At 48.1% G+C, this 22,143-nt stretch carries 17 protein-coding genes and 1 pseudogene; 12 read left to right on the forward strand and 6 right to left on the reverse strand.

Features of this window, described 5'->3' with window-relative positions:
• The first annotated feature begins 1,223 nt into the window (after window positions 1-1,223).
• The 8 genes from HKK53_RS08995 to HKK53_RS09030 all read left to right on the forward strand — a co-directional run bounded on the left by HKK53_RS08995 (window position 1,224) and on the right by HKK53_RS09030 (window position 11,589).
• The gene (locus HKK53_RS08995) at window positions 1,224-2,273 is read left to right on the forward strand and encodes a tyrosine-type recombinase/integrase (protein WP_169370522.1); all 1,050 of its coding nucleotides are present in this window, start codon (window positions 1,224-1,226) and stop codon (window positions 2,271-2,273) included.
• Complete coding sequence (locus HKK53_RS09000) at window positions 2,254-4,422, forward strand: hypothetical protein (protein WP_169370523.1); 2,169 nt, start codon at window positions 2,254-2,256, stop codon at window positions 4,420-4,422. The genes HKK53_RS08995 and HKK53_RS09000 overlap by 20 nt, the downstream gene beginning before the upstream one ends.
• Before the next feature lie 145 nt (window positions 4,423-4,567).
• Entirely contained in the window at window positions 4,568-6,382 is a 1,815-nt protein-coding gene (locus HKK53_RS09005; protein WP_169370524.1) for a hypothetical protein, read from the forward strand.
• Window positions 6,379-6,960 carry a hypothetical protein gene (locus tag HKK53_RS09010; RefSeq protein WP_169370525.1) on the forward strand — a complete coding sequence of 194 codons (582 nt, stop codon included), beginning with the start codon at window positions 6,379-6,381 and terminating at the stop codon, window positions 6,958-6,960. The genes HKK53_RS09005 and HKK53_RS09010 overlap by 4 nt, the downstream gene beginning before the upstream one ends.
• A gap of 868 nt (window positions 6,961-7,828) precedes the next feature.
• Window positions 7,829-8,794 (forward strand): endonuclease, encoded by a 966-nt coding sequence (locus HKK53_RS09015; protein WP_169370526.1) that lies wholly within the window; start codon window positions 7,829-7,831, stop codon window positions 8,792-8,794.
• A 499-nt stretch (window positions 8,795-9,293) separates the two neighbouring features.
• Entirely contained in the window at window positions 9,294-9,893 is a 600-nt protein-coding gene (locus HKK53_RS09020; protein WP_169370527.1) for a hypothetical protein, read from the forward strand.
• A gap of 158 nt (window positions 9,894-10,051) precedes the next feature.
• Entirely contained in the window at window positions 10,052-10,651 is a 600-nt protein-coding gene (locus HKK53_RS09025; protein WP_169370528.1) for a hypothetical protein, read from the forward strand.
• A gap of 248 nt (window positions 10,652-10,899) precedes the next feature.
• Window positions 10,900-11,589 carry a hypothetical protein gene (locus HKK53_RS09030; RefSeq protein ID WP_169370529.1) on the forward strand — a complete coding sequence of 230 codons (690 nt, stop codon included), beginning with the start codon at window positions 10,900-10,902 and terminating at the stop codon, window positions 11,587-11,589.
• A 232-nt stretch (window positions 11,590-11,821) separates the two neighbouring features.
• On the opposite strand, the gene HKK53_RS09035 is transcribed toward HKK53_RS09030, so the two are convergent.
• Together HKK53_RS09035 and HKK53_RS09045 are read right to left on the reverse strand one after the other, a co-directional pair.
• Window positions 11,822-12,652: a hypothetical protein gene (locus HKK53_RS09035; RefSeq protein ID WP_169370530.1), complete on the reverse strand. Its 831-nt coding sequence runs from the start codon at window positions 12,650-12,652 to the stop codon at window positions 11,822-11,824.
• A gap of 542 nt (window positions 12,653-13,194) precedes the next feature.
• Entirely contained in the window at window positions 13,195-14,901 is a 1,707-nt protein-coding gene (locus HKK53_RS09045; protein ID WP_169370532.1) for an RNA-directed DNA polymerase, read from the reverse strand.
• Window positions 14,902-15,119: 218 nt separating this feature from the next.
• Here HKK53_RS09045 and HKK53_RS32955 point away from each other — a divergent pair, with 218 nt between their 5' ends.
• The 3 genes and pseudogenes from HKK53_RS32955 to HKK53_RS09050 all read left to right on the forward strand — a co-directional run bounded on the left by HKK53_RS32955 (window position 15,120) and on the right by HKK53_RS09050 (window position 16,139).
• Window positions 15,120-15,242 (forward strand): DUF7693 family protein, encoded by a 123-nt coding sequence (locus tag HKK53_RS32955; RefSeq protein ID WP_442962289.1) that lies wholly within the window; start codon window positions 15,120-15,122, stop codon window positions 15,240-15,242.
• A 53-nt stretch (window positions 15,243-15,295) separates the two neighbouring features.
• Window positions 15,296-15,361, forward strand: a pseudogene (locus HKK53_RS32960) (DUF7693 family protein); the annotation flags it as partial.
• A 178-nt stretch (window positions 15,362-15,539) separates the two neighbouring features.
• A complete protein-coding gene (locus HKK53_RS09050; protein WP_169370533.1) occupies window positions 15,540-16,139 on the forward strand; it encodes a hypothetical protein in 600 nt (199 codons plus the stop codon).
• A 615-nt stretch (window positions 16,140-16,754) separates the two neighbouring features.
• Here HKK53_RS09050 and HKK53_RS09055 read toward each other — a convergent pair.
• Both HKK53_RS09055 and HKK53_RS09060 read right to left on the reverse strand, forming a co-directional pair.
• Window positions 16,755-18,152 carry a UvrD-helicase domain-containing protein gene (locus HKK53_RS09055; protein WP_169370534.1) on the reverse strand — a complete coding sequence of 466 codons (1,398 nt, stop codon included), beginning with the start codon at window positions 18,150-18,152 and terminating at the stop codon, window positions 16,755-16,757.
• Window positions 18,136-19,875, reverse strand: coding sequence for an ATP-dependent nuclease (locus HKK53_RS09060; RefSeq protein WP_169370535.1), 1,740 nt, complete (start codon window positions 19,873-19,875; stop codon window positions 18,136-18,138). The genes HKK53_RS09055 and HKK53_RS09060 overlap by 17 nt, the downstream gene beginning before the upstream one ends.
• A gap of 88 nt (window positions 19,876-19,963) precedes the next feature.
• Between HKK53_RS09060 and HKK53_RS32965 the strand changes: the two genes are divergently transcribed.
• Entirely contained in the window at window positions 19,964-20,242 is a 279-nt protein-coding gene (locus HKK53_RS32965) for a DUF7693 family protein (protein WP_442962281.1), read from the forward strand.
• Between the two features lie 87 nt (window positions 20,243-20,329).
• Here the strand turns inward: HKK53_RS32965 and HKK53_RS09065 are convergent, their stop codons facing one another.
• Together HKK53_RS09065 and HKK53_RS09070 are read right to left on the reverse strand one after the other, a co-directional pair.
• Window positions 20,330-21,061, reverse strand: a complete 732-nt coding sequence (locus HKK53_RS09065; RefSeq protein ID WP_169370536.1) for a hypothetical protein — start codon at window positions 21,059-21,061, stop codon at window positions 20,330-20,332.
• 231 nt (window positions 21,062-21,292) lie between these two features.
• Window positions 21,293-22,120, reverse strand: a complete 828-nt coding sequence (locus HKK53_RS09070) for a pentapeptide repeat-containing protein (RefSeq protein ID WP_237150746.1) — start codon at window positions 22,118-22,120, stop codon at window positions 21,293-21,295.
• Window positions 22,121-22,143 lie beyond the last annotated feature (23 nt).

Below are 22,143 nucleotides of genomic sequence, written 5' to 3' on the forward strand. Positions count from 1 at the left end.
CCGCTACGAAGCCTCGAAGCAAGAAGAACAGGCGCTTCGGAAAGTTAGGGGGTCAACAGTACACATTCAATACGTAGTGTGCGCCAGTTATCAGGGGGAACCCTAAGCACATAGGTCAACCTCAAGAATGGGCCCCTTTTTAAAGAGAATCGCTTCAGTAAGCACCTTTTTCTATCCCTCGCTCAATGTGGCCTGCATAAAACCCCAGCAAAACCGGCGCCGATGATTGAAAGGGGTTTTCCCAAAACTTTCTAATCATGCCCAAAATTGGACGGCTCTCACTGACCGCGCCATACGGTTAGAGAAAATGTTTTAAACGTGACTAAACTCATTATTTTCTTTTTGGCACTTATATCATTTGGAAGGTTTACGAACATATCTAATATATTGCCGCTTCAGCAAATGTAGTCTAAGTCACACTAGATAACGTCCACCGAACGATTGCAAATGTGACGCTCGGATATTTTTTGTTGTACTAAGTCATTCATAAAGAATCCAAGCAAGAATCTTTTCTGCATCTATGATTGCGGTGCGAGGGTAATTAAAAGTTTCTCACTTCACGAACAAAGCGCTCTTCCGCAACCAGCAAACCAGAGTCAATGGGTATACTTTTTATATACTGTTATTTCGTCGGGCAAACACTACCGTTAGTCCGATCGACTTGACTAATCCCCTCCAGCCGTCTTCAACTGTTACTACTCAGGAGGGAAACCAAAATGACCTTATCACCTATGCCGCATCAACAAGAATGTGATCTCAGAGAAATTGGGGACGCTTACTGTCACGTGGTCTTTCGCTGCTGCAGTGGAAAATTCCAAATCTTGAATTGATTCCATAGGCAACCATGCAGCGCTTAGCTGTAATACCCTCCCTGGGCAATACCTTCATCAGAGAAGCTATTGAGGAAGTACACGTTCCGGGCGCCATGTCTGCGATTAAACCGATTAACCGCCCTGCTTCAACACTTCGCACGAACATTGTGGCCGATACAAAAAAGCTCTAGAGATGACTTATCACTGGCCTGAAAAACGTTAGCGATACACACATAAAATGCCCATGTAATAAACGCAATCACGACGGTGAGCAGAGTTAAGAGTACAGGCGCTTCAAAATTCGAGGGTGTACGAGTGCGAATTCGCTATGTAGAGGGCATCAGTTGGTCAGGTGGAACCTTCAACACATATGTAGTCCTCAAAGATGGGCCATTCACCGAAGAAAGCATCGTGTCTGCACCCACCGTGTTTCTCTTATCCCTAGCTCAGCGTGGCTTGCTTCAAAACACGATTAAAGCCGCCGCCGATGACTTGAAAGGCTTTTTCCAAGCTCTCTCGGATCATGGACAGGATTGGAGAGAACTCACTGACAGCGACATGTCAGGGTACCTATACGGCCACCTACTAAAATCCAGATCACTCACCGAAAATTCGATTGTGCGGCATAAAACAACAATAAAAATGTTCTACCAACATTCTTGGAACGTTGGCTTTCTGGATACCCCTCCAACATTCTCCTATACATACCTCTCGAACAATCTAAAATTGCAAGGCGAAAGCTACAAAAAAGTAAATTTCGACCTCTACAACAAATATGTAGCAATTGACATATTTAAATATTTACTAAGCAATGTGATTGCTCAAGCCCCATTTGAAAAAGAGCGCGATGAACTAGTTTTGCATATAGGCTATCACTGTGGCTTACGAACAAGCGAAGTCACAGACCCACGAAATCTGTTGACCGCAGATCTGAGAAAGCTCATTGCTATCGCAGTAGATTGTGGACAAAAAACAATAAATATACCGATTATTGGAAAAGGCGAAAAACTTAGAAATATCGACGTACCGCCGAGAGCTTTTGTAAAAATCAAAAAATTCCTAGATGGAAACAGAGCTAACATACCTGATGGGCCGTTAATATGCAGACGCAATGGCGCACCATTATCACTCGAACACGCAACCTACGTATTTAGGTCAGCAAAAATTTGCGCCAGTGCAAAAATCGAAGAAGTGATTACTGCACTTCATGAAAAAGACGCACACATGCATTTCATTCGTAAACCTTCGTTTATGAAATTAACATTCCACTCACTACGGCATACGTATGCCACCAACTTAGTTGATTTTTGCTACAAACACGGATATGACCCATGGCAATATGTCCCCGAACAAATGGGACATGAAGACGAAGAAACAACAGAAGAATATGTTGTTTTCGACGGAAAGCTTAATCGTCGTGAAAAAATAAGGCGAGCGCTGAATGATGAGCCTGACGAATGAACATATTGCCCCCCCCGTGAATCCCAAGGCAACCTTGGAATCGCTGGCTCCAAAAGATATAACTAACTTAGAGCCATCTGATAGATTTGCCATTGTAGCGCTGAAATCTGGCATGGGCCGCCCGATGGAACACCGTCGCGTAGAGATACCATATCAGCTGCAATCGTGCCCCATTGCTCAATGCTTTATCAAACTTTTTCACAGCGGTGTATTTAAAGAAAACTCTTTGCACGATGCGTACGCTAAGACTCTTAAATTTAACAATCTAATGAAATGGGCGATTGCCGAATATCCAAATGCTTCAACCTTACCTGCCGCATTTCTGCAAGATTTCGTACGGCATTTGCGCACAGATAAAAAACTACGGCAAAACTCAATATGCGGAGAAATGTCTTTTTACCGAACGACTTTCGAATGGTATTTAGAAGAGCATCGTGGTGAATCTAGTCAAACAGAAACTTTAACCCGTATTAGAGAAGCGAAGGCATTCATCCCATCAGTGTCGAATAGATCTGGAAAGACTGTTGAAAGCTTAGGGCAAATCACCGACCAAAATGTAAAAGATGAACTAAAATTAACAAGATCGACAATCCGTTTTTGCTGTCATTTTCTTAAGCAAATGAATGACCATCGAACTCAACTAATTAACCACCCAGAAGTAAAAAATCAGCTAGATAAAATTATCTTTGAGTGCAATGGCGACGCGGAAAAGCTCAAGTATAGTACAAAAAAATCTAACCGCAGCAGGCTGTATAAACCAATAGCAGAGGCGATTCTCAGTAGCGAAAGCCTACAGTTGAAAGAAAGACTACTACATAATAATTTTGACTTCAGAAATTCTCAATTCAACAAAGGGACTCAAACAACAATTGTGGATGCAAATAGGCTAATTCACGCAGGCCTAAAGAAATCAGGATTTGTGGACATCACCCCAGGAAACACACATAAAAAACTCCATTTTCACAATATCGATTACTTATTTCTAGTCAAGCACACACCAAGCGAAGAATTTGCTTTTGCCTTGCTACTTGCTACAGACAGAGTTCAACTGAACGGCATCATTAATATGCAGCATGGAGACCTTCGAATCACTCCAAATTTCGCTTCACCAATTTTTATTAAAGGACGCAGTGTACAACCGATCCGCGAAGTCCCCATGCACCATAGAAACTCAATGCAATACAAAGCTTATTGTGAGTTTGATGAACTTAAGAAAAATTTTCTAAAATTATTCCCTCACTCAGGGAGCATGCTTTTTGATTTGCCAGTTACGTCAAACATTCAATGCACGGAAAGCATTGTATTCCGCCCCTTAATCATGGCTGCCTGCCAACAAACATCAAACTATACATCGCTATTGGAAGCAGATCACGAAATCGAACTATTTGCCGACATTGCCCGTCGAGTTGCTACGAACAATCGCCCAATATGGAACAATAAAAAAATTCGCCGAGAACGCGTAGCCCAAGGTGGGACGAGCTCTACTCCCGTCAAGCGACAGACCATCACAGTGACCGCAGTAGCCCAGTCAAGGGCTATTTTAGATACTGACGGAAGCGACCCTGCGAACGAGGCTTTCGAAAAATATTCACAAGACGTTGTGGGTGCGAATGCAACGGCCCATTCTCCGGGCGTGAAGCAGGTCGTCTATATCAACGCCAGCGAAACGAAGTATCGCTTAGACAAGCGGGCATCGTTCGCAAGCAGCGTGGGGCACTTGATGGTTGAGGACGCAAGGAAAGTCCAGGCAGCTGTACGTCAAGAACATTTCATAAGCGTTGCCAAACTAAAAATAATGCTCGGTTGGGATGAGGAGAACAGAGACACCGGAGAACTTGAAGAGTTTGACGAACTTCTAATTTCAGCTCAAAAATCTGGCTTTTCCATATCGCCATTTGGGCAATTGAAAAAAAACAATCAGACATTCATTATCACCAACCCAATCACTGCAGCTCTGTTGATTAGCTACCTTGATGAGTGTATTAGCCAACTAAGTCTCCTCTCGACCGAGGACGACTCAAAGGCTCTCGCTATCGCAATGCAAGCAGCACGGATCGAATATGTGCTTGAAAACTTTGATTACAAAACCATCATGCAAGGTAGACAAACTCTGAAAAGCCATAACTTCCCCAAACCGATCATAAGGTGACACTATGCCAAGAAACTCTGCTCCTCTAATAACCTTGGAACCACAGAATGAAGCCATACAGAATCAATACGGAGACGATTACTTTCAGATTCAGGATCCGCTAACAGGTAAGTTTTACACACTGAGCTTTGTGTGGAAATGCTCTATGGCGAAGAAAGTATATGCGCAAATGTATTTTTTGGAGGGAGGAATATCCAGAGGATACGCAGACGATAAAAACCGAATCGTTGTCAGCAGTTTATCAAGTGCACGTCAGGAGATCGCCTACCTTCGCGACATATGCGAATACTGGGAAAAAGTATTTCCTGAGAGAACACTTCAGTCACTTACAAGATTTGAATTACAAGAGATGATGCGGTTTTTTTTGATTAAAAGAATTAAAAATGAAGATACTGGTGAAATACTAGGCTTTTCAACCATGAAAATGCTAAGCACCATCTTTGATCGAATGAACACTTATTTACATTCGGGAAAACTCGTTGATGGCATCACTCATAGAATAAATGAGGCTTTTAGGAAAAGCGCAATGAAGCCTCTTCTGGAACCCTTAGGTTTAGAATATGTCATTTGGAAAAAAGGTGGCAGCTATGGTTCGATACCATTAACCTGCGCATCACTTATGCTCGCTGAAGCTATCACATTGATAGAGTCAGACGAGGCAAAGATTGCTGCCATATTTTTTGAACAGTGGCGTAAGCGGAAAACCAAAGTACAAACTTGGTTCTCTGATAAAGACAGGCTTGCACTATATCGAAGAATGCAATCACCAGATTATATTCTGACACGCTTTGAAAGGGACTGGGAGGAATCTGCTAGGGAACTAGGGGAGGTAATCGATGCTTCAACTTCTTCCCATTTTGATCGACTGCCTTGGAGTCACGTCGGGAAGCTAGGAGACTTTTGCCATGAACTATCCAAAGCAACCCTGACAGTTATAGCTCTGCTAAGTGGTTTCCGGTTAGTTGAAATACATGGAATGCGAATTAGTGACTACACACAAGAGCCTGACGGATCGTGGTGGTTCAAGTCTGACAATAACAAAACAGAGGCGGGGTTTTCTCATCCCCGTTCCCTCCACGGCCTCGCCGCTGAAGCTGCTACTTTAATGAAAAATATATCCGCCGTGGATACTAAGGAATTAAATCTGCCTCTAATACACAGTGGTTACAGAGCCGGGGCTTTTGTTCTCGCACGAGGCTGGGGAAGGCTTACTCCGCAGGAGTGGTTAAAAGATGCAGGGTATAGCCTGCTAGCGCTTCGGAGTTGGTTTAGAGAATTCTACCAGAACTATGTGGTCAGAAAATACCCAGGAGCTGGCGATATACACAGTGAAGTCTCGCCCCACCAAGCCCGCCATACGTTCGCAGAGTTCGCACTTAGAAGATTTGATGGAAATGTCTTAGACAAAATTCGGGAACACTTCCGTCATTCATATGGTTCTTATCACACGCGTCGGTACACACGAAACAAGCTGAGCGAATCTGTTCGGATCAGCATGGAGCGGGATTACCTAAAGGAAATAATGACGCGAGTTGCAGCGAGCAACATTGAAGATCGTTTTTACGGGCCTGCGGCAAAACGCATTGAGATAGATATGGCTAAAATCGCAGTACTTTCTGCAGATGAATTCGAATTTGAACTCCAGGAATTGGCAGATCAATTTGTGAGATTTACTGCGTTCGAATGGGGTTATTGTGCGCTTCGAGCGAATGAACAGCACATCGCGAAGTGTCATGATAGGGAAACAGGTACACCCAACGTCGACCAACGCGGTGCCCCTGAGGTATGCGCAGGATGCCCCCATAGCATGAATAACAGCATACAAAGGCTGGAACTGGAGAGAATAGCAATATCGCATCAATTCATTGCTGAAAATCACCCCTTAAAGGTAATGGGCAGCATGAGTTCCGAGGTAGTCAAACAAATCGAGCGCCGCTTGGACGAAAGAATGCCGATATGAAATTCAGTCTTGATAAATACACTGTTGCTTTGACTCCAACTCAGGAACCTGAGTGGATAAAATCCGATACCAAGCGGAAGCTATATCAAAACGTATGCATGGCATTTGAAAATATCAATAACTCCATTAAGACCAATAAAAAATTGGCCATTAAAGAACGCCGAATTGTAGCACGCAAGATTGCTCTGGATAGTGGAGTTGATCCAAGCCTTTTGAGCAAAAGACGTCAGCCAGAGATAATTAATCTCATCGCCGAAAAAAATCTTGCACTGGAAGAGCTATGGAAATCTGCTTCAGCAACAAAATATACTTATGGCAAGAAGCTCACAAAATCCGAAATTCTAAAAGAATATAGAGCTCGAGCAACTGAAATTGAACGACTTACCAATTTAAGGCTTTCCGAGGCACTGACAAAGTCCATTGAAAATCAGATGATTACCAGCCATAAAAAATTAATAGCAATTATTGACAACCTAAAGGCAGAAAACGCCGAACTCCAAGATAAGAACTTGCGACTCACTATACAGCTCCGGCAAATGATGAGCTCATTGAATAACATTAAAAACAAGCAACCATAATACACTGCCAACACCAAAGAAACCCGAGGGAGCAGACCAAAAAACAATAGAGTTCCATATCCTTCCCCTGATTACTGGGACGAGCCTACTATATATGTACTGTTTCACATGGAATGATGACCAATTATTTACAACGGCGGCACAACTAATACCTCAGCCGCTGAAATTCAGGCTTTGTTTGGACAACACTAACATCGTCGCTACCGTGACTCCCCCCTTTATAACAATAGCCAAGCAGATGATCACTACTGCATGTCTGTCAATGGGGCTGCGCTAGATGAGCGCCATATTTGTCGAAGAGTGGCGCTCCCCCGCTGAGGCTATCTTCTGGCCATTTCGTGTTTGACACAGCCATCGTAATACGTTTTCTTCACTGCTGAGGGGTGGAGCTTCGATTTGCTTCTGTAGGTTTGCTCGGTAATACCTAGCGCCATTTTCAGCATCCATGGCTTCGTATACTTACTTTTTTTTAGGTTGCTTCGAGCACTGTATAGAGTAGTCCCAGACAGCTTATGCTGCTGGGCAGTGCCTGCCACACTTGCGCCCCACCTACACATTTCGAGTTCGTTCTTGCCAAGATTTCTTGCTTGCGCAGGTAATGCTGCCACCGCAATTAGAATCGCCCCCAATGTGATACCAAAAACCCGCATAAAATCCCGTCGCATAGCCAATTTAGAGGGCTAGATTTTGGCAGATTTCATCTTCGCCGCGGGCCATCAAATCGCCTCAGATTAGGTCGGTAGTTCTTCCCTAAGGCTGATGTAGTATCTGCCTAAGGAGATGCGCGCTTAAACCTCATCAGCTTGTTATGCGGTTAGCCGTGGAGTCCTGCGTATAATGCACGCCCACTCAATGCTTAAGCTTTCCAATGAAAAAACTGCTGTCAGTAGTAATCCTCACCCTCTCGGTAATCACCTCCGCGTTCTCAAGCCCTCCGTCGACTTTTTCCGAAGCCAAGGTCATCGCGAAGCAGAAGATCTACCTCGACCAAGCAAACAGCTCCATGGGCGAGTTGTATTGCGGCTGCAAATGGACGTGGGTTGGTAAATCAGGTGGTCGAATCGATGCTGACTCATGCGGCCTTAAGGCCAGAAAGCAAGAGAATCGAGCAGAGCGGACTGAGTGGGAACACATAGTTCCTGCCTGGACATTTGGCAACCAACGCCAATGCTGGAAGAACGGTGGACGCGAGCACTGTGTGGACGATGATCCTGTGTTTCGAGCAATGGAAGCAAACTTGTTCAACCTCTACCCATCTGTTGGGGAGGTGAACGGCGACCGTAGTAATTTCAACTACGGTATGGCGTCCGGAATCGCTCCGCAGTATGGCCAGTGCAAGACGCGGGTTGATTTCGATCAACGAGCCGCGGAACCACGTGACGAGGTCAAAGGGCTGGTCGCGAGGACAACCTTTTACATGTTCGACAGATATAACCTCAGCATGTCTCGGCAGCAGCAACAGCTACTGATGGCCTGGGACAAGCAATTCCCGGTTTCGGCGTGGGAAAAAGAGCGGGATGGTCGCATTGCGGCAATCATGGGGCACGCCAATCCATTCGTGACTGGCGAGCGTCGATGGTCGCAAGGATACAAGGCGGTTGGTGATGGGGTAGTCAGCGCCATTCCTGTTAATCCACCGCGAGCGCCCGCTCAGCCAACCCTAGCAAGTGCTAGCGGAGCAGTTTCGATTATTGGCAATCGGAAAAGCCAGGTCTACCACCTCTCGATGGGGTGCCCTGGCTATGGTCAGGTGTCTGCGAAAAACCAAATAACTTTTAACTCTGAATCTGAAGCCCAGGCGGCAGGATATCGAAAGGCAGGTAACTGCAATTAGTTGCTGCTTGATATGGTCGGTCTCGTGAAACCGAGGCCGATCCAGTTATGACCCGGATCCCCAAGGAGCGTCGCTGATCCACCGTGATCAGCAGTTGTAGCTTTGTGGTGGTTTGCTCACTGCTCCATAGATTTCCCCTTCTTCAATGCCAAGTGACTTCGGCGGACGCTTACGACCTCTATTAGAAATTTTTGGTCGTTTTGAGTCGATCATTGAAAAGCTCAGCAAATAGATTCATCTGCCTTACAGGATCAGTCGACCAATCGCTTCAGGGAGGCTTCGAGTCGGTAGGAGCACGAAGATCTGCTGGGGCGCTAGGGTTGTCAGACATTGCCCCTTTCGCTGCAACAACGCGTTTCGGCAGCCGCGTCAAATTCAATGAGTATAGACTTAACATACTGATATTCCGTCGGAAAACTGCCGACCGTTTGTCCATTCACCTTGACCAAACCCCTCGTATTGTCTTCATTAACTGATACCACTCAGGAGAAAAGCCAATATGTCCTTTTCAGACATTTTTCACCCTGAAAGCGATCCTGTAGAGCCTCATGACACTCCAAATCATGTGGTATTTAGCTGCGTACAGTGGAAAACCCCTAACCTTGAAATGATGCCACGGGCAGCCAAGCAGAGCTTTCCAGTCATGTATGGCGATCCGTCGAATCCGTTGAATCCATATACAAGCGCCGTATTGGAGCGCGCATACCTCCTGGGAGCGATGTCGGCAGTCAAGCTTATCGCCGTACACGAAGACTCTCTCTACCTTTTTCTAAACAGTGGAGTATCAAGTGTTACCTTACAAGAAATTGAGTCACTGTGGACACGAGTCATATCTATGAGCCCAATTCGGCTGATTGTAGATTTCGCGAACATTAACGAGGTCTATTCTGGACACTCCGACTACGTCTTTTGGCAGGTCGCGAAAGAAATTCTGGAATCCTATAGCTTGGGGATTGAGCAATATGATCTGAAGGCTTCAAATGACTTCTCGGATATAGGGTTTATCGATGAAGATCTGTGGTTTCGCCAATCACAAAAGGATGGTCAGCCTGAGGCTATTCAGCACTGCCCAGTCGAAATAAATATTGGGCAGACATGATGGGTCATTCCAATTGTCTCATGTCGCCGTATTACGTCTACCTGGATAATCGGAAGCCTAAAGCTTAATGCGTTGGCCCGAAGGGTAACGCCTCATTAAAGGCACTGGCCTACTCCACATCGGCTGTCATTACCGTAGCTTTCCCAAAAGGTGCGCACATGATCTATTCCCGAGTGCTTTATACTGAACACGACTATCCCCACGACGAATATGGTGATGGGTCTTACACTATCTTCAGCACACAGCAGGTTAGAGATGTTAACCACAAGCTCCTTGACGCTCTATGCATGCAAAAATTTGCTGTTCTTTGGGGAGGTATTCCCGACACTCAAGTAATTTACTTGATTGAACAAGCCATCATCAAAGAAATACTTGCACCTGTGAAACTGCTGCATGTTTCTGAGGGCACACTTGTCATCGCATACGATTCCGAATTAAACGAACGTCAATATAAAAAATTTGTAACCGCTTGGGAGTATATTGCTTCTTTCGTGATATACGAATCTTGGACAGTAATATTTATTATGGATATTGTTGTAGATGAAACATGCGAAAGTGGCAGTGTTTTTAGAAAATACGCCCCCGAAATCCTGGAGACCAATGACTTAGGTATTACCGAGTACACGACTGATATGTTTTTGTTTTGGGATGAGTGGGATCCCGTGAATATTTTCGGGCCAGCCCCTCAGGAAGAGCTTCAGACGCCACACGATCCTTATGATTTTGGTTTTATTGATGACGTGAATTTTGGCCAGTGAACGACTTGCATTAGTGCGTGCCCTTGGAGGGGTCGGCTGTCGTGAACCGAGCCTCTGGCGCAAACGCCTACGTCTCGGCCCTACGGGCATCCATCCTCACTCTTGCGCGCTCCGCTTGCCTCGACGACGAGACCAATACGCAACGAAACCGGAAAGCGATCAACCCTGTTTGTGCACATCGAAGATAGATCCCCCGTTAACAAGGACATTGGCAATGGGGCACCAAATATGACAAGGGAATCGATACCGTGATCAACAACTACTTTGTCCATTCCCAAGGCCTTCTGTTTGAAATTGGTGTCCATCAGCTTTCGGAAGGTGTTTGGACATTCACGGATGTTCACTCTGCCAGCCAAGCCTACATCCACCACTCACTACAACCAGTCGCCCTTGCTGCCTACGCGGCAGTTAACCCCACGTTCGCTGCTGGCCGTTTTCCCAACTGGGCGTTGGTCGATATGGTGGATAAAGTGCCCTGCATGGACGGTGCTGAGCATACGGCACTGGCGATGGTTTGCGGAGCTTCCATTCCTACGTTCCCCAGCGCATCAGAGCGCGGAAATATTTTTGGGCAAGCAGTGTGGGGAATCGTAGAGGCTTACTCACTTGAGGGGTGTTTTGAGCGCGTCGAACGTGCCTACGGCAGTCCAGGCTGGCATTACAACTTGCGACCTCGCGGCTTCAATTGGGCTGGCGGAGAAGAGCCTGTCCCCGAATCCTTGAAAGCAATGCGTAAAAATTATCGCGCAATGTCGCCGCTGCAACAGATCATGGTTCTAACGATCATGCACTTGTACAACCAGGGCCAAGACAAAACATATCTGACAGGGGGCTGTCCGACCAAAATACCTGCCGCAGAGGCAATGAATATCCTTCGCAGAAATGGGTCGGCGCTCTCGGCCTGGGGCCACATGGTTACTCATTATGCTGGCTGGTAAGTACATAACTTTGCTATCGCTGAGTGTCTAACACCTAAGGAGATGAACATTGGCGCCGTTTCTTCAGACATGGACAGCCGAGATGTAACACCTCGCAGCGCATAGAGACGGCTGAAGGTATTACGGCGAGTCACTTAATGTGCACAAGCAACATATGTCTGTCGCTCGCCAGCAGTGACAACTATCCCCTTTGATACGAGAGCGAGAGCTTCCAAGCGCTAAACAAGCTACGTCAATATCCTGCAAAGTCAGGGTACCCAAACAACTCACCTGATCTAGCCTTTTCAATCCAATAATAATTATTTGCAAAGCTATAGCGCGCTATCAGCAGTTCTGCTAACGATGCATTCCCAAGAGCGAACAAGGTAATGAGAACATTTTCCAAAGCGTTAGTTTTCTGAATAAGATGTCTAAAGCTTTCCTTTAAACCTTGAATATCCTTATCAAAATTCGGACGTGAAAGCTTAGACGTATGAGTCCCTTGCTGATATTCGTCACGCAACCATAAATTCAGACGATGGAGCAAATCGAGGCTCTGCTCCAACTCTGCAAACTTCTCTTTCAGGACAATAATATTAATTATTGAAACCTCTGTTAAATGCTTTTGACTTTCATTGCTATTAGGGTATCGGAATGTTTGGCCAGTTGAATCGACCGATGCAATATCTAAAATTATTTGATTGATTTCTGAATTTAACGAAACATATCGAGAATCAAGCAATTCCGATTCAGTTTTAAAAGCCCCCCATATGATTCCAATATCATGCGAGGTAGCGGAATCAAACACAAAAGAGCTGCCTTTAATCGCTGCAATTTCAAAAAGTTCATCTATAGCGCCTTTCAACCTTAGCTCTACGGAGTGCCTCATATTAAAGCAAATTGGATAAATCAACTCATCAACATATAAATGTATGCCTCCATCATCGATAACCTGATCTAGAAGCATATTAGCAGCTGTGGAAAAGCCCTTAGAGTACTCCACATAACTAGGATTGCCGTTATTACCCACACATGCATTTGCCCAACTCTGATCCCCACCACAAAAAGTTGAATTATTGCCCATGAATCTCTGCTCCCTTTTCAAACCTCAGCGCCCAAGTAACACGCCCCGTTATTGCAAGACAACTCATTAACCAAGATCCAATCATTTATATTTCATTCGACCAAAGAAATCGTAAATCAAATCGCCATCTAACACTTCGAAAGGCAACGTAAAGACGTGATGTTGAGCCGGGCTAAAGCCCGAAGGAGCGATAGGCAAAGTAGCTTTAGCTCCGCAGCCCTACGGGGCTGCCTATCGAATCTCACACGAGAACGCCACTCTCCAGTCGACCGATAAGATCGAAGACGGCTCTCGTCTCCACCCTCGTCCTCAACATGTCCAGTGAGTGCTTTGAAGTCAGCCCTCGAACCGGCAAGCTCATCCATTCCGTTGCTGCCCCCGCTGCACCCCCAGTAGGCTCCCTATCCGGTCGAGGAATTCGGAAAACAGTCCTTCGAGAGTTAGGTCATGAAGCCGGGCACTGTGTGACGGCAGCCCGAGGGTCAGCCAAATGCTCTGTGGGATCTTAGCCCCTGGCTGCCGCAATGACTCGCTTGATGATATCAATAGAGATCATCGGGATCTTCCAGTGGATCGCCATCCTCGCCTGCCTTGTCTATCTTAGGTTCGACCTCATCCTCCTCGTCCCGACTTGATGAATCGAAATACTCCTCATCCATGTCATCGAATTCGAAGTTGTCATCGATTTCCTCGTCCGTGTTAAACCGGGCTTCACCTTGCGCGGTTGCTTTGAGAACGAAGATGGGCGGAATCTTGGCTTCGTGATTGTAAAATCCGACACCTGCGGCCAGCAGCACACCGAAGCAGGGGTGCCCCTGGATAAACGACAAATCGGTATTGCCGAGCCATCGCCTTCGTCCGCCCTCGTACGCCATCAGCCAGTGGGCACCATAAAGTGCTTCGGGGGACACAAGTGCTTGCAGGTTCGATACATCAATTACGTCATCTACATGGCCGCGGTGATACAGGTCAAGAGCGATGAGAGAACATACCGAACTTTCAACCCGCAAGACTTGCTCGATTAGTGATGCTTTGAGCGTGATTCCGATTTCCTTACTCAACCACAGAAGCCACGCGGTTTCACTGTGGTGATTCGCCGCTGAGGCGGATTCCAAAAGGTTGCTGCAGAAATCGGTGATTGCGGTGAGGTTCAGCGGGTATCCGTGATGATGGTAGGTCGCGAGGATCTGGGTAATTACCTGCAAGGTATTCGGAAAACCGTAGCCGCACTTCAGTAGATAGGCTTCGGCAACGGGCCAGTTCGGGATCTTGATGATGGTGGATGACAGCTGTTTGAGGCCGTACTTCACCAAGCTTTCATCTTTAAATCTCGACTCCAAGGAGAACAGCATCTCAAAGTAATAATGGATGTCGTCCTTTTGCTGCCTGATCATCGCGGAAATCTGGAGCTTTTTAAGGCTGTATTTCCATGATTCCTGCACCAGCTCGCGCACCTCCACAATTCGTGTCTTGGACGCATTGATCTGCAGCTCAAACGAACTTACGCATTTTATGATTACAGCAAGCGCCCTCTCCGCCTCCTCCCTCCGGTTGAAGAAAAACGTGAAATCGTCGACGTACCGAAAGCCCTTTGGCCAAGCTCCAAGTTCCTCGTGGATCGCCTTATCGATGGAAACGCCGATGATCTCGGCAATGATGTGAGAGGTATCTGGGCCAATAGGGAGCCCGACAGTTTGCCCGTCCTGAGTACCCATGCATCGACCGTCGAGGATATTGCCGAAGTGTTGTGCGGTCTTCTTCTTATTCGTCTTCGCGACAGCTTTGGTGTGAAGAGCCCAAGGAATAGTGTGGGTGTACACCGTTGGAAAATAGCTTGAGATGTCCGTGACAAGAGCGTAACGCGCACCTGCGGATTGCCGAACGCGCTCCTCGTAGAGATCTGTGAACTTGGTCAGATCAATCGCCCGCAAGCTACCCCCTGGCCCTGGGATGCTGCGGGATATTTTGCTCGTTTCGTAATGTTCTTGTATGCGGGGCCAGTACTCACAAATATCTCTAGCTAGCCCATAAAAATTGACCGGATTGATGATGGATGTGATACGTCTGCTGTAAGACGATCTAGCAACCGAGAAGCGCTCGCCTAGTGACAGCACAGATTTTTTTTTGGCCAATTCGGCGTCCCAGGTCGCTTGGATATGACTCAGATTGGCCGCAAGCTGTTTAGTGCTGAATCCGGTAGGAAGCTGAACGGGAAAGTAGCCTCTTGCAAGCAGGTCTTGGAGTTCCATCGCGTCCCTTCTCTGGCATCGTTCTGAGAGAGCATCTTACTGTGGAAAGCCAAGTGTCGACATCCTACGGTGCTGCCTTGTCTGAATTACCTCTTTTTCGGCATAGCTAAGGCGATAGGCAAGCAATCACTGGAGTGAAACTGATTTGAACAACCTCCCCTCTCACCGCCCTCGAGGTCTGCCAGGTGCTGACGGATGTCGTGCTTGGCAAACGCATCATGACTCGAAGCTCCACCCAGTCATGGAATGAGATCTACCACGGCCTCATGCCCGTGGAGATTGATGGATGGCGGCTCTCACTATTCAATGACTGTGACACCCTAGACTACTGCGAATACTGAGGTAGCCTGACGGCCGAGTCGGTACACTTAAACTCTGGCAGCGCGACGGAGCGGATCCTGTCGAGCTATTGAGCGCCTGGGAGCGAGAACAGCTTGAGCGACTACTCACTGGGCTCTGAGCATGTAAGCTTGACGCCAAGCCGGCTAGTAACCCAAAGGGCCGATTGTATAAGATTGAATCAATGTCATTGCGGAGTGTACAGAAGACAAATGAGGCGATGCTTTGGGAGAACCCGTGGCAACGGGCGATGCATGAGGAAGGGAGATTGGTGGTTCTTTTGCGTAGAGCACCGCTCATTGAAATTGTTTGGTCGTAGCGTTGCAATGATCGGACTAGTTTCCAGTATTGTCTCGTTGCTGGGATGGTACTCCATTACGCCAAGTGATATCTGGCGCAGGATTTACTCACCCAATAACTCACTTACGGACGTGACCGAGGCGGCCTCAGTAGAAGGAGTCAAGTACGCCAAGCCAAGCAGTGAGAATGTGGTCGCCAAAGTAATGACTCGTGCCCCATTGGATGACGCTACCGCGATTACTGAAAGATACTTCCTTTTCTCTATGGTGAGCCCCTTTAAGCCTTTTGCAATGGATACAATTTTTCGAGGCGACGGATGCCGATTCGTGGGGAAAGGAAAAGGGCTTTCTGACGATAAACGTTACGGTTTTATAGACATTGTAGGTATCTCTTGCGTCGACGATCGTGGAGTTGCCTACAAGCTTGATGCTCCGGTAACAGGCCGGCTGGGTTTCGTTACGAACGTTGGTGATTTTGCGAGCGAGAGCGTAAACGTCGTGCTTGACGATGAAGATCATACGTTACGCCAGTCAGATAACGTGTTAATCCGATTTGACCTCCCAATAGTAGCGCTTACGGAGATTGGGCGCACTAGATAAAGGTGTTTAAGGGTTGTCATATCCAGCCGGCGCCATAGTGAAGCTGACAACTGGGTTGAACAGGTAGATCGGCTTAGCTGCAAATAATATGAGTGGGGTGCTGGCCCGGTGTAACCTCAACAGAGTCCAAGTGAGGTTCCCTATCAATGAGCATTGAAGCAAGACTTCATCATCTCCAGGCTATCCAAAACCTCCTCGCGCCTTGGCGACTCCAACCAAGCGAGTTTTGAATCGGACGTCCACATCACTGGCAGTGACTTTCCGGAGCGCAGTCGAGCCGTCGAAATCTTCATCAGCTTTCGCTTCGATGACTCGATTGCGATGCTGGGAAATCCCTTTGCACTCCATACCGTCGCAGACAGGCTTACTGGACGGCGCAACGCAGGGCAGGAAAGGCCGTTTCGCCACACCATTTTTGTTTTTCCTAATGGTGACTGTAGCTGCGTACTGGATGCCTACGCTCGCCTGGCTCTCCAGAAGCTCCCCGCTTCCCTAGCCGAGCGACAAGATCCCATCAAATTCTCCTACTGCTACGCTGTCCTTTTTCCCTGGAGGAATCGCGATGCCAAAATCAGATCTGCTACCTTCCCTGCTATTCAAGATCAACGAAAGCCACTAATTCCTGGGCGCCGGAAACCTCAAGTAACGTTGCGAAGAAGTGATCGTCAGCGACTGCGTGGCTCTTGAAATTGCAACATAGAAAAGCTTGGCGCTAGCAAACCGCTCATTTGCAAAGTGACTTGCGTCAGGAATCACAACATGATCGAACTCAAGCCCCTTCAATAGCAAGGGAGTTGATACGGTACGGTGTGGAAGTAGGCGACCTGTTCTGGCGGTCGATTGCTTGACGATGGCCACAGCCTCTTCCATTGTCGCGGCTCTCCCGTTTGCTAGCTCCCCGGCTGCACGTTCCGCATCACGCCATACTTCCCTGCGAAACAATCTGAAGTCAGACCGCCTTTTAACGATGGACAACAGTTTCAGAATTGCTCCGGTGCCGCTATCCTGCATGAGCGTGTTTTGCAGCATCAACGTTTCCAAGCTAATTGCCAAATCTTCCGGACACAGGACTTGACCGGGAAGCGTAGGAATCACTTGAATACACTCCGACAGCAGTGATGTGAACGCTTGTACACGATGCGCCAAGATGGTTGCCTCATCCCACTGTTTCGCAAAAGCTTGTAGTCGCGAAGCCGCTATTTCCTCAATTGCCTGAAATCCTCCCCCACTCGCTCTGGCGATCCTGTAGCACAATGTTTTATTGCAATGGATCGCCGCATGCAGCCCTGTCTTGTCATCGATCCCGTCGAACAACGCTCCCATATCAAAAGCATCATTGGCACTCACAACTTTAATGGGGGCGTCCTGAAGATCTATTTGTTCGCCTTGCTGAAGATGGATGCGAGTGGCTGCAATCCAGCGTCCCAGTTCCTCGTTTTTTCCAATCCACCGGTGTGGCGTCTCCAGCGTTCCTTGATAGGGAAAATGCGGATGAATTTCGGCTTCCCAGTTCAACGTCGCGCCGGCAAACTCAAAGATCCCCTGCATCGGGTCTCCGAAGATTACCGTCGGAATCATCGATGAAAGCTCGACAGCAAGCTCATGTTGCAGGAAGTTGCAATCCTGATACTCATCGATCAACACGCGCTCATAAGACGCTTTAAGCACATCTTGCACTGCTTGGATCTTCAGAGCCGCGATGACTCCCCGATAAAGCTGATCCCATTCTGCGGGAGTTCTGGGCATCCCCTCGCAGGGGCTGGCGGCTTTTGGAAACGCGTGGGCATAGGTCATACACCAACCAGCAATGGTATCGACGGCAACCATTGCGCTGGAGATACCAAGTCTTTTGATGCGATCACGAATAGCGTGCACCCCCGCATGCGTGTGAGTCAGTATCAGAGATCTTTTTGCTAGGCCGGCCAATGAGGCGATAATCTCGGTTTTGCCGTGACCGGCAGGCGCCACCACAGCGCCTGAGCGCGTAACCAACAAATCAGTGGGGCTCAGCATAAATCCAAGCCTCCAATGCCATGACAACCTTTGTCAGATAGGACTGGTGATCACCGCATATGATGTTCCACACTATCGGAGCGATCTCCCTCCCATAGCGATGTTCCTTGAACCACTTATTGCGTTTGGCCACCTCGGCCACGATGGCGCGTAACTGCTCCGACGTCAGCCCCGTGTTGGCAGCCCAGCTACTGAAATCCACCTGTATTGATTGATGAGTCATACCAGGAAGCTTTGCTAACAGGCTCCCATTGATGGAGTCATGACTGTGATTAACCCTTGCGGCCTCCAGTAAGCGTTGAACGTCGCTATCCGAAGCTGGAAAAAATATTGCCTGCTCGGTGTTGAGCTGCGTTCCGACGCCGTACTCAAATATCTGTATTTCAGCGTTACGAAGTTCTTCAATGACAGGAGGCGATAGCGGCACATCCGAATCCATGAACATCGCGGTTTGGTAACCCAGCTTCGCAAGACCAAGCGCCATGGAAGTCGCCTGAGATCCGTTGCCATCAGCCAACGCGACGCTCAGTTGTTCGATCGGCTTTGCATGGCGCTCGATTAGGACTTCTCGAAACCCCATGATGATCCCGACTTCGGTCATCCCCTCACACACCAAGATACGCTTAGCAAACAGAGCTTTGCCATTAAATCGAACCAAGGGCCGGATCGAATCAGGGAAGGCTGGTGAATTGATGGTCGCTGCTCGGGTGATCTTGTCCGTTTGAACAACGTTCACGGTTTCAACACCACACTCGCTTAGAGCAACCTCGGAATGTGTTGTGAGAAGCACCTGCCCCACGGGTCGGGCATTGGTGACAGAAGCGATCTGATCCGACTTTAATTGAGCCAGCGCTCCGACGATGCGATGGGGCTCAAGGCCATGTTCAATTTCATCAATGAGAACAATCGCGCCTTCCCTGATGGCCGACTTTTGGATGGCCAAACTTGCCAATCGTCGCGTACCCAGCCCGGCCAACCTTAACGGCACAAATCCGTCGTGAAGCGCAATCGAGCCGGCCGACAACCCTGCCCTACCTAGCTCGAGACCGGGAGCGTAATTGAAGGTCACATATGCACCCATTCCCTTCGCGTACCCTTGCGCGAGCTCAGCCGCTTGCATCAAAGATGGAATCTCGTGCAGCTTGGCGCTGTCTTTGGCAGAGCGGTACGCATCCGCAAGTCGAGCAGCTGCCTCGCTATTGTCGCCCGTTAGTCTAGCAAGAACAGACCCCTGCCCCCACGACAGCTGTTTGGCATCGTCGCCCGATAATCTCACCAATCCAAATTTGGCCCGGTCTCGGTTCGATATCTGACGGGACTCCGTCAGCCGATCGCAGATGATCTCCCATACAGGTTCTAGTGTTGCATCGACGGTGAGCCGTACTGTCAGGACGGCTTCATCGGCGTTTTCGGGTTCGTCGCGCAGTCTCCCTTCTGCAGTCCAGCCTCGGATATACAACCCAAATCTTCCATCCGTTTTAAGCTCTGTAGCGAGCTCACCAACGGTTACCTCAATGCAGATTGGAACCGTAGTATTGCCCCCGAAAAAATCAGAATCACCAAAGCTGAACCACCGCGAGTTCAATGCGGCATCGACCGCATCAAGAATGGTGGATTTTCCAGAATCACCTGCACCAATCAAACAAGCAAACGGGCCCTTTGGAGACCAATCAAGAGAAGTAATTCCACGGAAATTTCGCACTGCAAGATGTCGAATCTGCATCTCAGCTCTTTATGGGTGATGGAGGCAACTAGAGAGTAGCCAGCATTTCCCGATAAGCACGGCGATCGACACTCGAAGGAAGGGCACTTTGACCACAACCTCCCCTCTAACGGCCCGCGAGGTCTGCCAAGTGCTGACGAAAGTCGCGCTCGGCAAACGCGTCATGATGCGAAGCTCCGTCCAGTCATGGAATGAGATCTACCACGGACTCATGCCCGTGGAAATTGATGGCTGGTTACTCACCCTCTTCAGTGACTGGGACACCCTGGACTATTGCGAGTACTGCAAGTCGCCTGATGGCCGAGTCGGGACACTCGAACTTGGACAGCGTGCCGGAAACGATTCCGGCGATCTATTTAGAGCTTGAAAATGTAAGTATCACGAGCACTTGTTCGTACCGTGGCGGGCCAGATGTGAGGTGGCTCGCCCGATATAGGTGAGACGCTATCAACCTTTAAGTGGATAACTTACATAGCTGCATATCAGCTGCGAGATGATGGGCTCTTGAACGTACGACACCATCGCACTCAATAGAGCCATACCAATCACTGTTGGAAGTGATCGCACGAATCCAACCAAAGTCATGCACTGAACGCTGCATTTTGGCGATGGCAAAACCGATGAACATTAAATAACCGATCAGCACTATATCATCTGAAGTCTTGGCCATTGAGCTTTGCTGGATTGCCGATGTGACCGCCTCGTCATAGCTGAAGGCACTACAACTCTGCGCCATCGCCTTAAATCGTGCACCCAAAGCGGGCATTTCGAATAACTTTAGTACCACCAACCAACCCGAGACGTAAAAGAAGGTATTAACGCTGACCAACATCTCGCGGTCACTTCCGAGTAGCCGAGATCCTATTGCGAAGCAAACCCCGTAGAGCGCAACGAGGAGCCAGTTCATCATTGTCATCACGCCCGCAAACTCAAGGTTTGGAGTAATGCCGGCAGATCGAGACGCTGGCAGCCCTAGAACCCCCAAGCCAATCGCCACGAAGATCCCAAAGAGCCAGGCATTCGAGCAAACTCCCTTGCGATCTCTCATGGTTGCGAAAAAGGATGAGTTCGACTGAATGAGCTCCCGCGCGTCCTGAGCGGATGCGCACAAGGCTGGCCAAATCTTCTCCAAGAAAAACCCTATTATTTTTTCCAACTTCTTATTCCTTTTAACTTCAATGGCCATTCACCCAATAGCTGATGATCCAATCCTTGCCCTTTTATCTCGAAAAAATCCGGAATTAAAAAAACAGGTACACGGATAGGGCATCACCTCAAAGTGATACTTAATATTCGTACTTGCGTTGTATGATTGGTTTGCATAGCGTTCTTTAATCGCAACGTTTCTGCGCCCGTCCCCGCCCACCACGACTCCATCTAGGCGTATGAGCGGGAAACCACATTTAGAGGCTGCGGTTCAGTCTTCGTCGTCAGGTAACCAAGGGACGACGCCCTGAGGGCCTACGTCCCAGTTGTGATAAAGGATTTCACCGCTCAAAAACTCCCCTGTGGCACCGTCGAATACGCAGCCATTGATATTCGCATTGCGCAGATCAGCTCCGTCGACTTTTGCCCCTTTAAAACAGGCTTCTCTTAGATAGGCTCCTCGAAGGTCAACGCCTCGCAAATCCGCATAGCTAAAATCAGTCTCCCATCCGTAAGCGCCTGGTTGAATCACTGGATCAGCGGTAATGCAATAGAACTTTGCATCACTGAAGTTGCAATGGCTTGCCTTTTGAACGTCCTGGAACCAGTCGTAGTGTACGAGGCTTCCGGGCGCCTGCAGGTAGCTGAAATCAGGGACTTTTAAGCGCTTGAGGACACGACGAATTCTGCTAAATAGCAACGAGCTGAAATGAAATCCGCTGAAATCGACGCCCCGCTTATCTGCAGCAGACACAAGTGGAACTTGGTCACGAAGACATTCAACAAGCGCGTCGAACTGCAACAGGAATCGCGCCCTTCGAAATACGCCTTCATATGGTTTGCGCCAAAACCCTTGAGAAACACAGTGTTCCGCGTAGCGGGATATCATCTGATCCCTAGCAACTATTTTGGAGTATGGCAGACCATGCTCTTTGGCAATGATACGTAGGCAGATATCCCGGTTTACAGGGCCCGAACTTATCAACTGCGCACTAATGGCTCTGTCGATTGCAGAGCGACAGCCGCTGCGTAAATCACGATGCAAAACAGCTGCATCTGACTTAAAAGCAGCAAGCGAAGGAGTATCAGGGAATTTCATAGCCTAGCCTCTCACGATCAACG

Source organism: Pseudomonas sp. ADAK7, assembly GCF_012935675.1.
In the GTDB taxonomy this organism is placed as follows: domain Bacteria; phylum Pseudomonadota; class Gammaproteobacteria; order Pseudomonadales; family Pseudomonadaceae; genus Aquipseudomonas.

Bases quoted from the DNA above. Each gene is read 5' to 3' on its own strand.
- HKK53_RS32955 (WP_442962289.1), top strand. From the start codon at position 15,120: ATGACTCGAAGCTCCACCCAGTCATGGAATGAGATCTACCACGGCCTC.
- HKK53_RS09060 (WP_169370535.1), bottom strand. From the start codon at position 19,875: ATGCAGATTCGACATCTTGCAGTGCGAAATTTCCGTGGAATTACTTCT.
- HKK53_RS09065 (WP_169370536.1), bottom strand. From the start codon at position 21,061: ATGGCCATTGAAGTTAAAAGGAATAAGAAGTTGGAAAAAATAATAGGG.
- HKK53_RS09015 (WP_169370526.1), top strand. From the start codon at position 7,829: ATGAAAAAACTGCTGTCAGTAGTAATCCTCACCCTCTCGGTAATCACC.
- HKK53_RS09005 (WP_169370524.1), top strand. From the start codon at position 4,568: ATGGCGAAGAAAGTATATGCGCAAATGTATTTTTTGGAGGGAGGAATA.
- HKK53_RS09025 (WP_169370528.1), top strand. From the start codon at position 10,052: ATGATCTATTCCCGAGTGCTTTATACTGAACACGACTATCCCCACGAC.
- HKK53_RS09010 (WP_169370525.1), top strand. From the start codon at position 6,379: ATGAAATTCAGTCTTGATAAATACACTGTTGCTTTGACTCCAACTCAG.
- HKK53_RS09035 (WP_169370530.1), bottom strand. From the start codon at position 12,652: ATGGGCAATAATTCAACTTTTTGTGGTGGGGATCAGAGTTGGGCAAAT.
- HKK53_RS09055 (WP_169370534.1), bottom strand. From the start codon at position 18,152: ATGCTGAGCCCCACTGATTTGTTGGTTACGCGCTCAGGCGCTGTGGTG.
- HKK53_RS09020 (WP_169370527.1), top strand. From the start codon at position 9,294: ATGTCCTTTTCAGACATTTTTCACCCTGAAAGCGATCCTGTAGAGCCT.
- HKK53_RS09045 (WP_169370532.1), bottom strand. From the start codon at position 14,901: ATGGAACTCCAAGACCTGCTTGCAAGAGGCTACTTTCCCGTTCAGCTT.
- HKK53_RS09000 (WP_169370523.1), top strand. From the start codon at position 2,254: ATGATGAGCCTGACGAATGAACATATTGCCCCCCCCGTGAATCCCAAG.
- HKK53_RS09070 (WP_237150746.1), bottom strand. From the start codon at position 22,120: ATGAAATTCCCTGATACTCCTTCGCTTGCTGCTTTTAAGTCAGATGCA.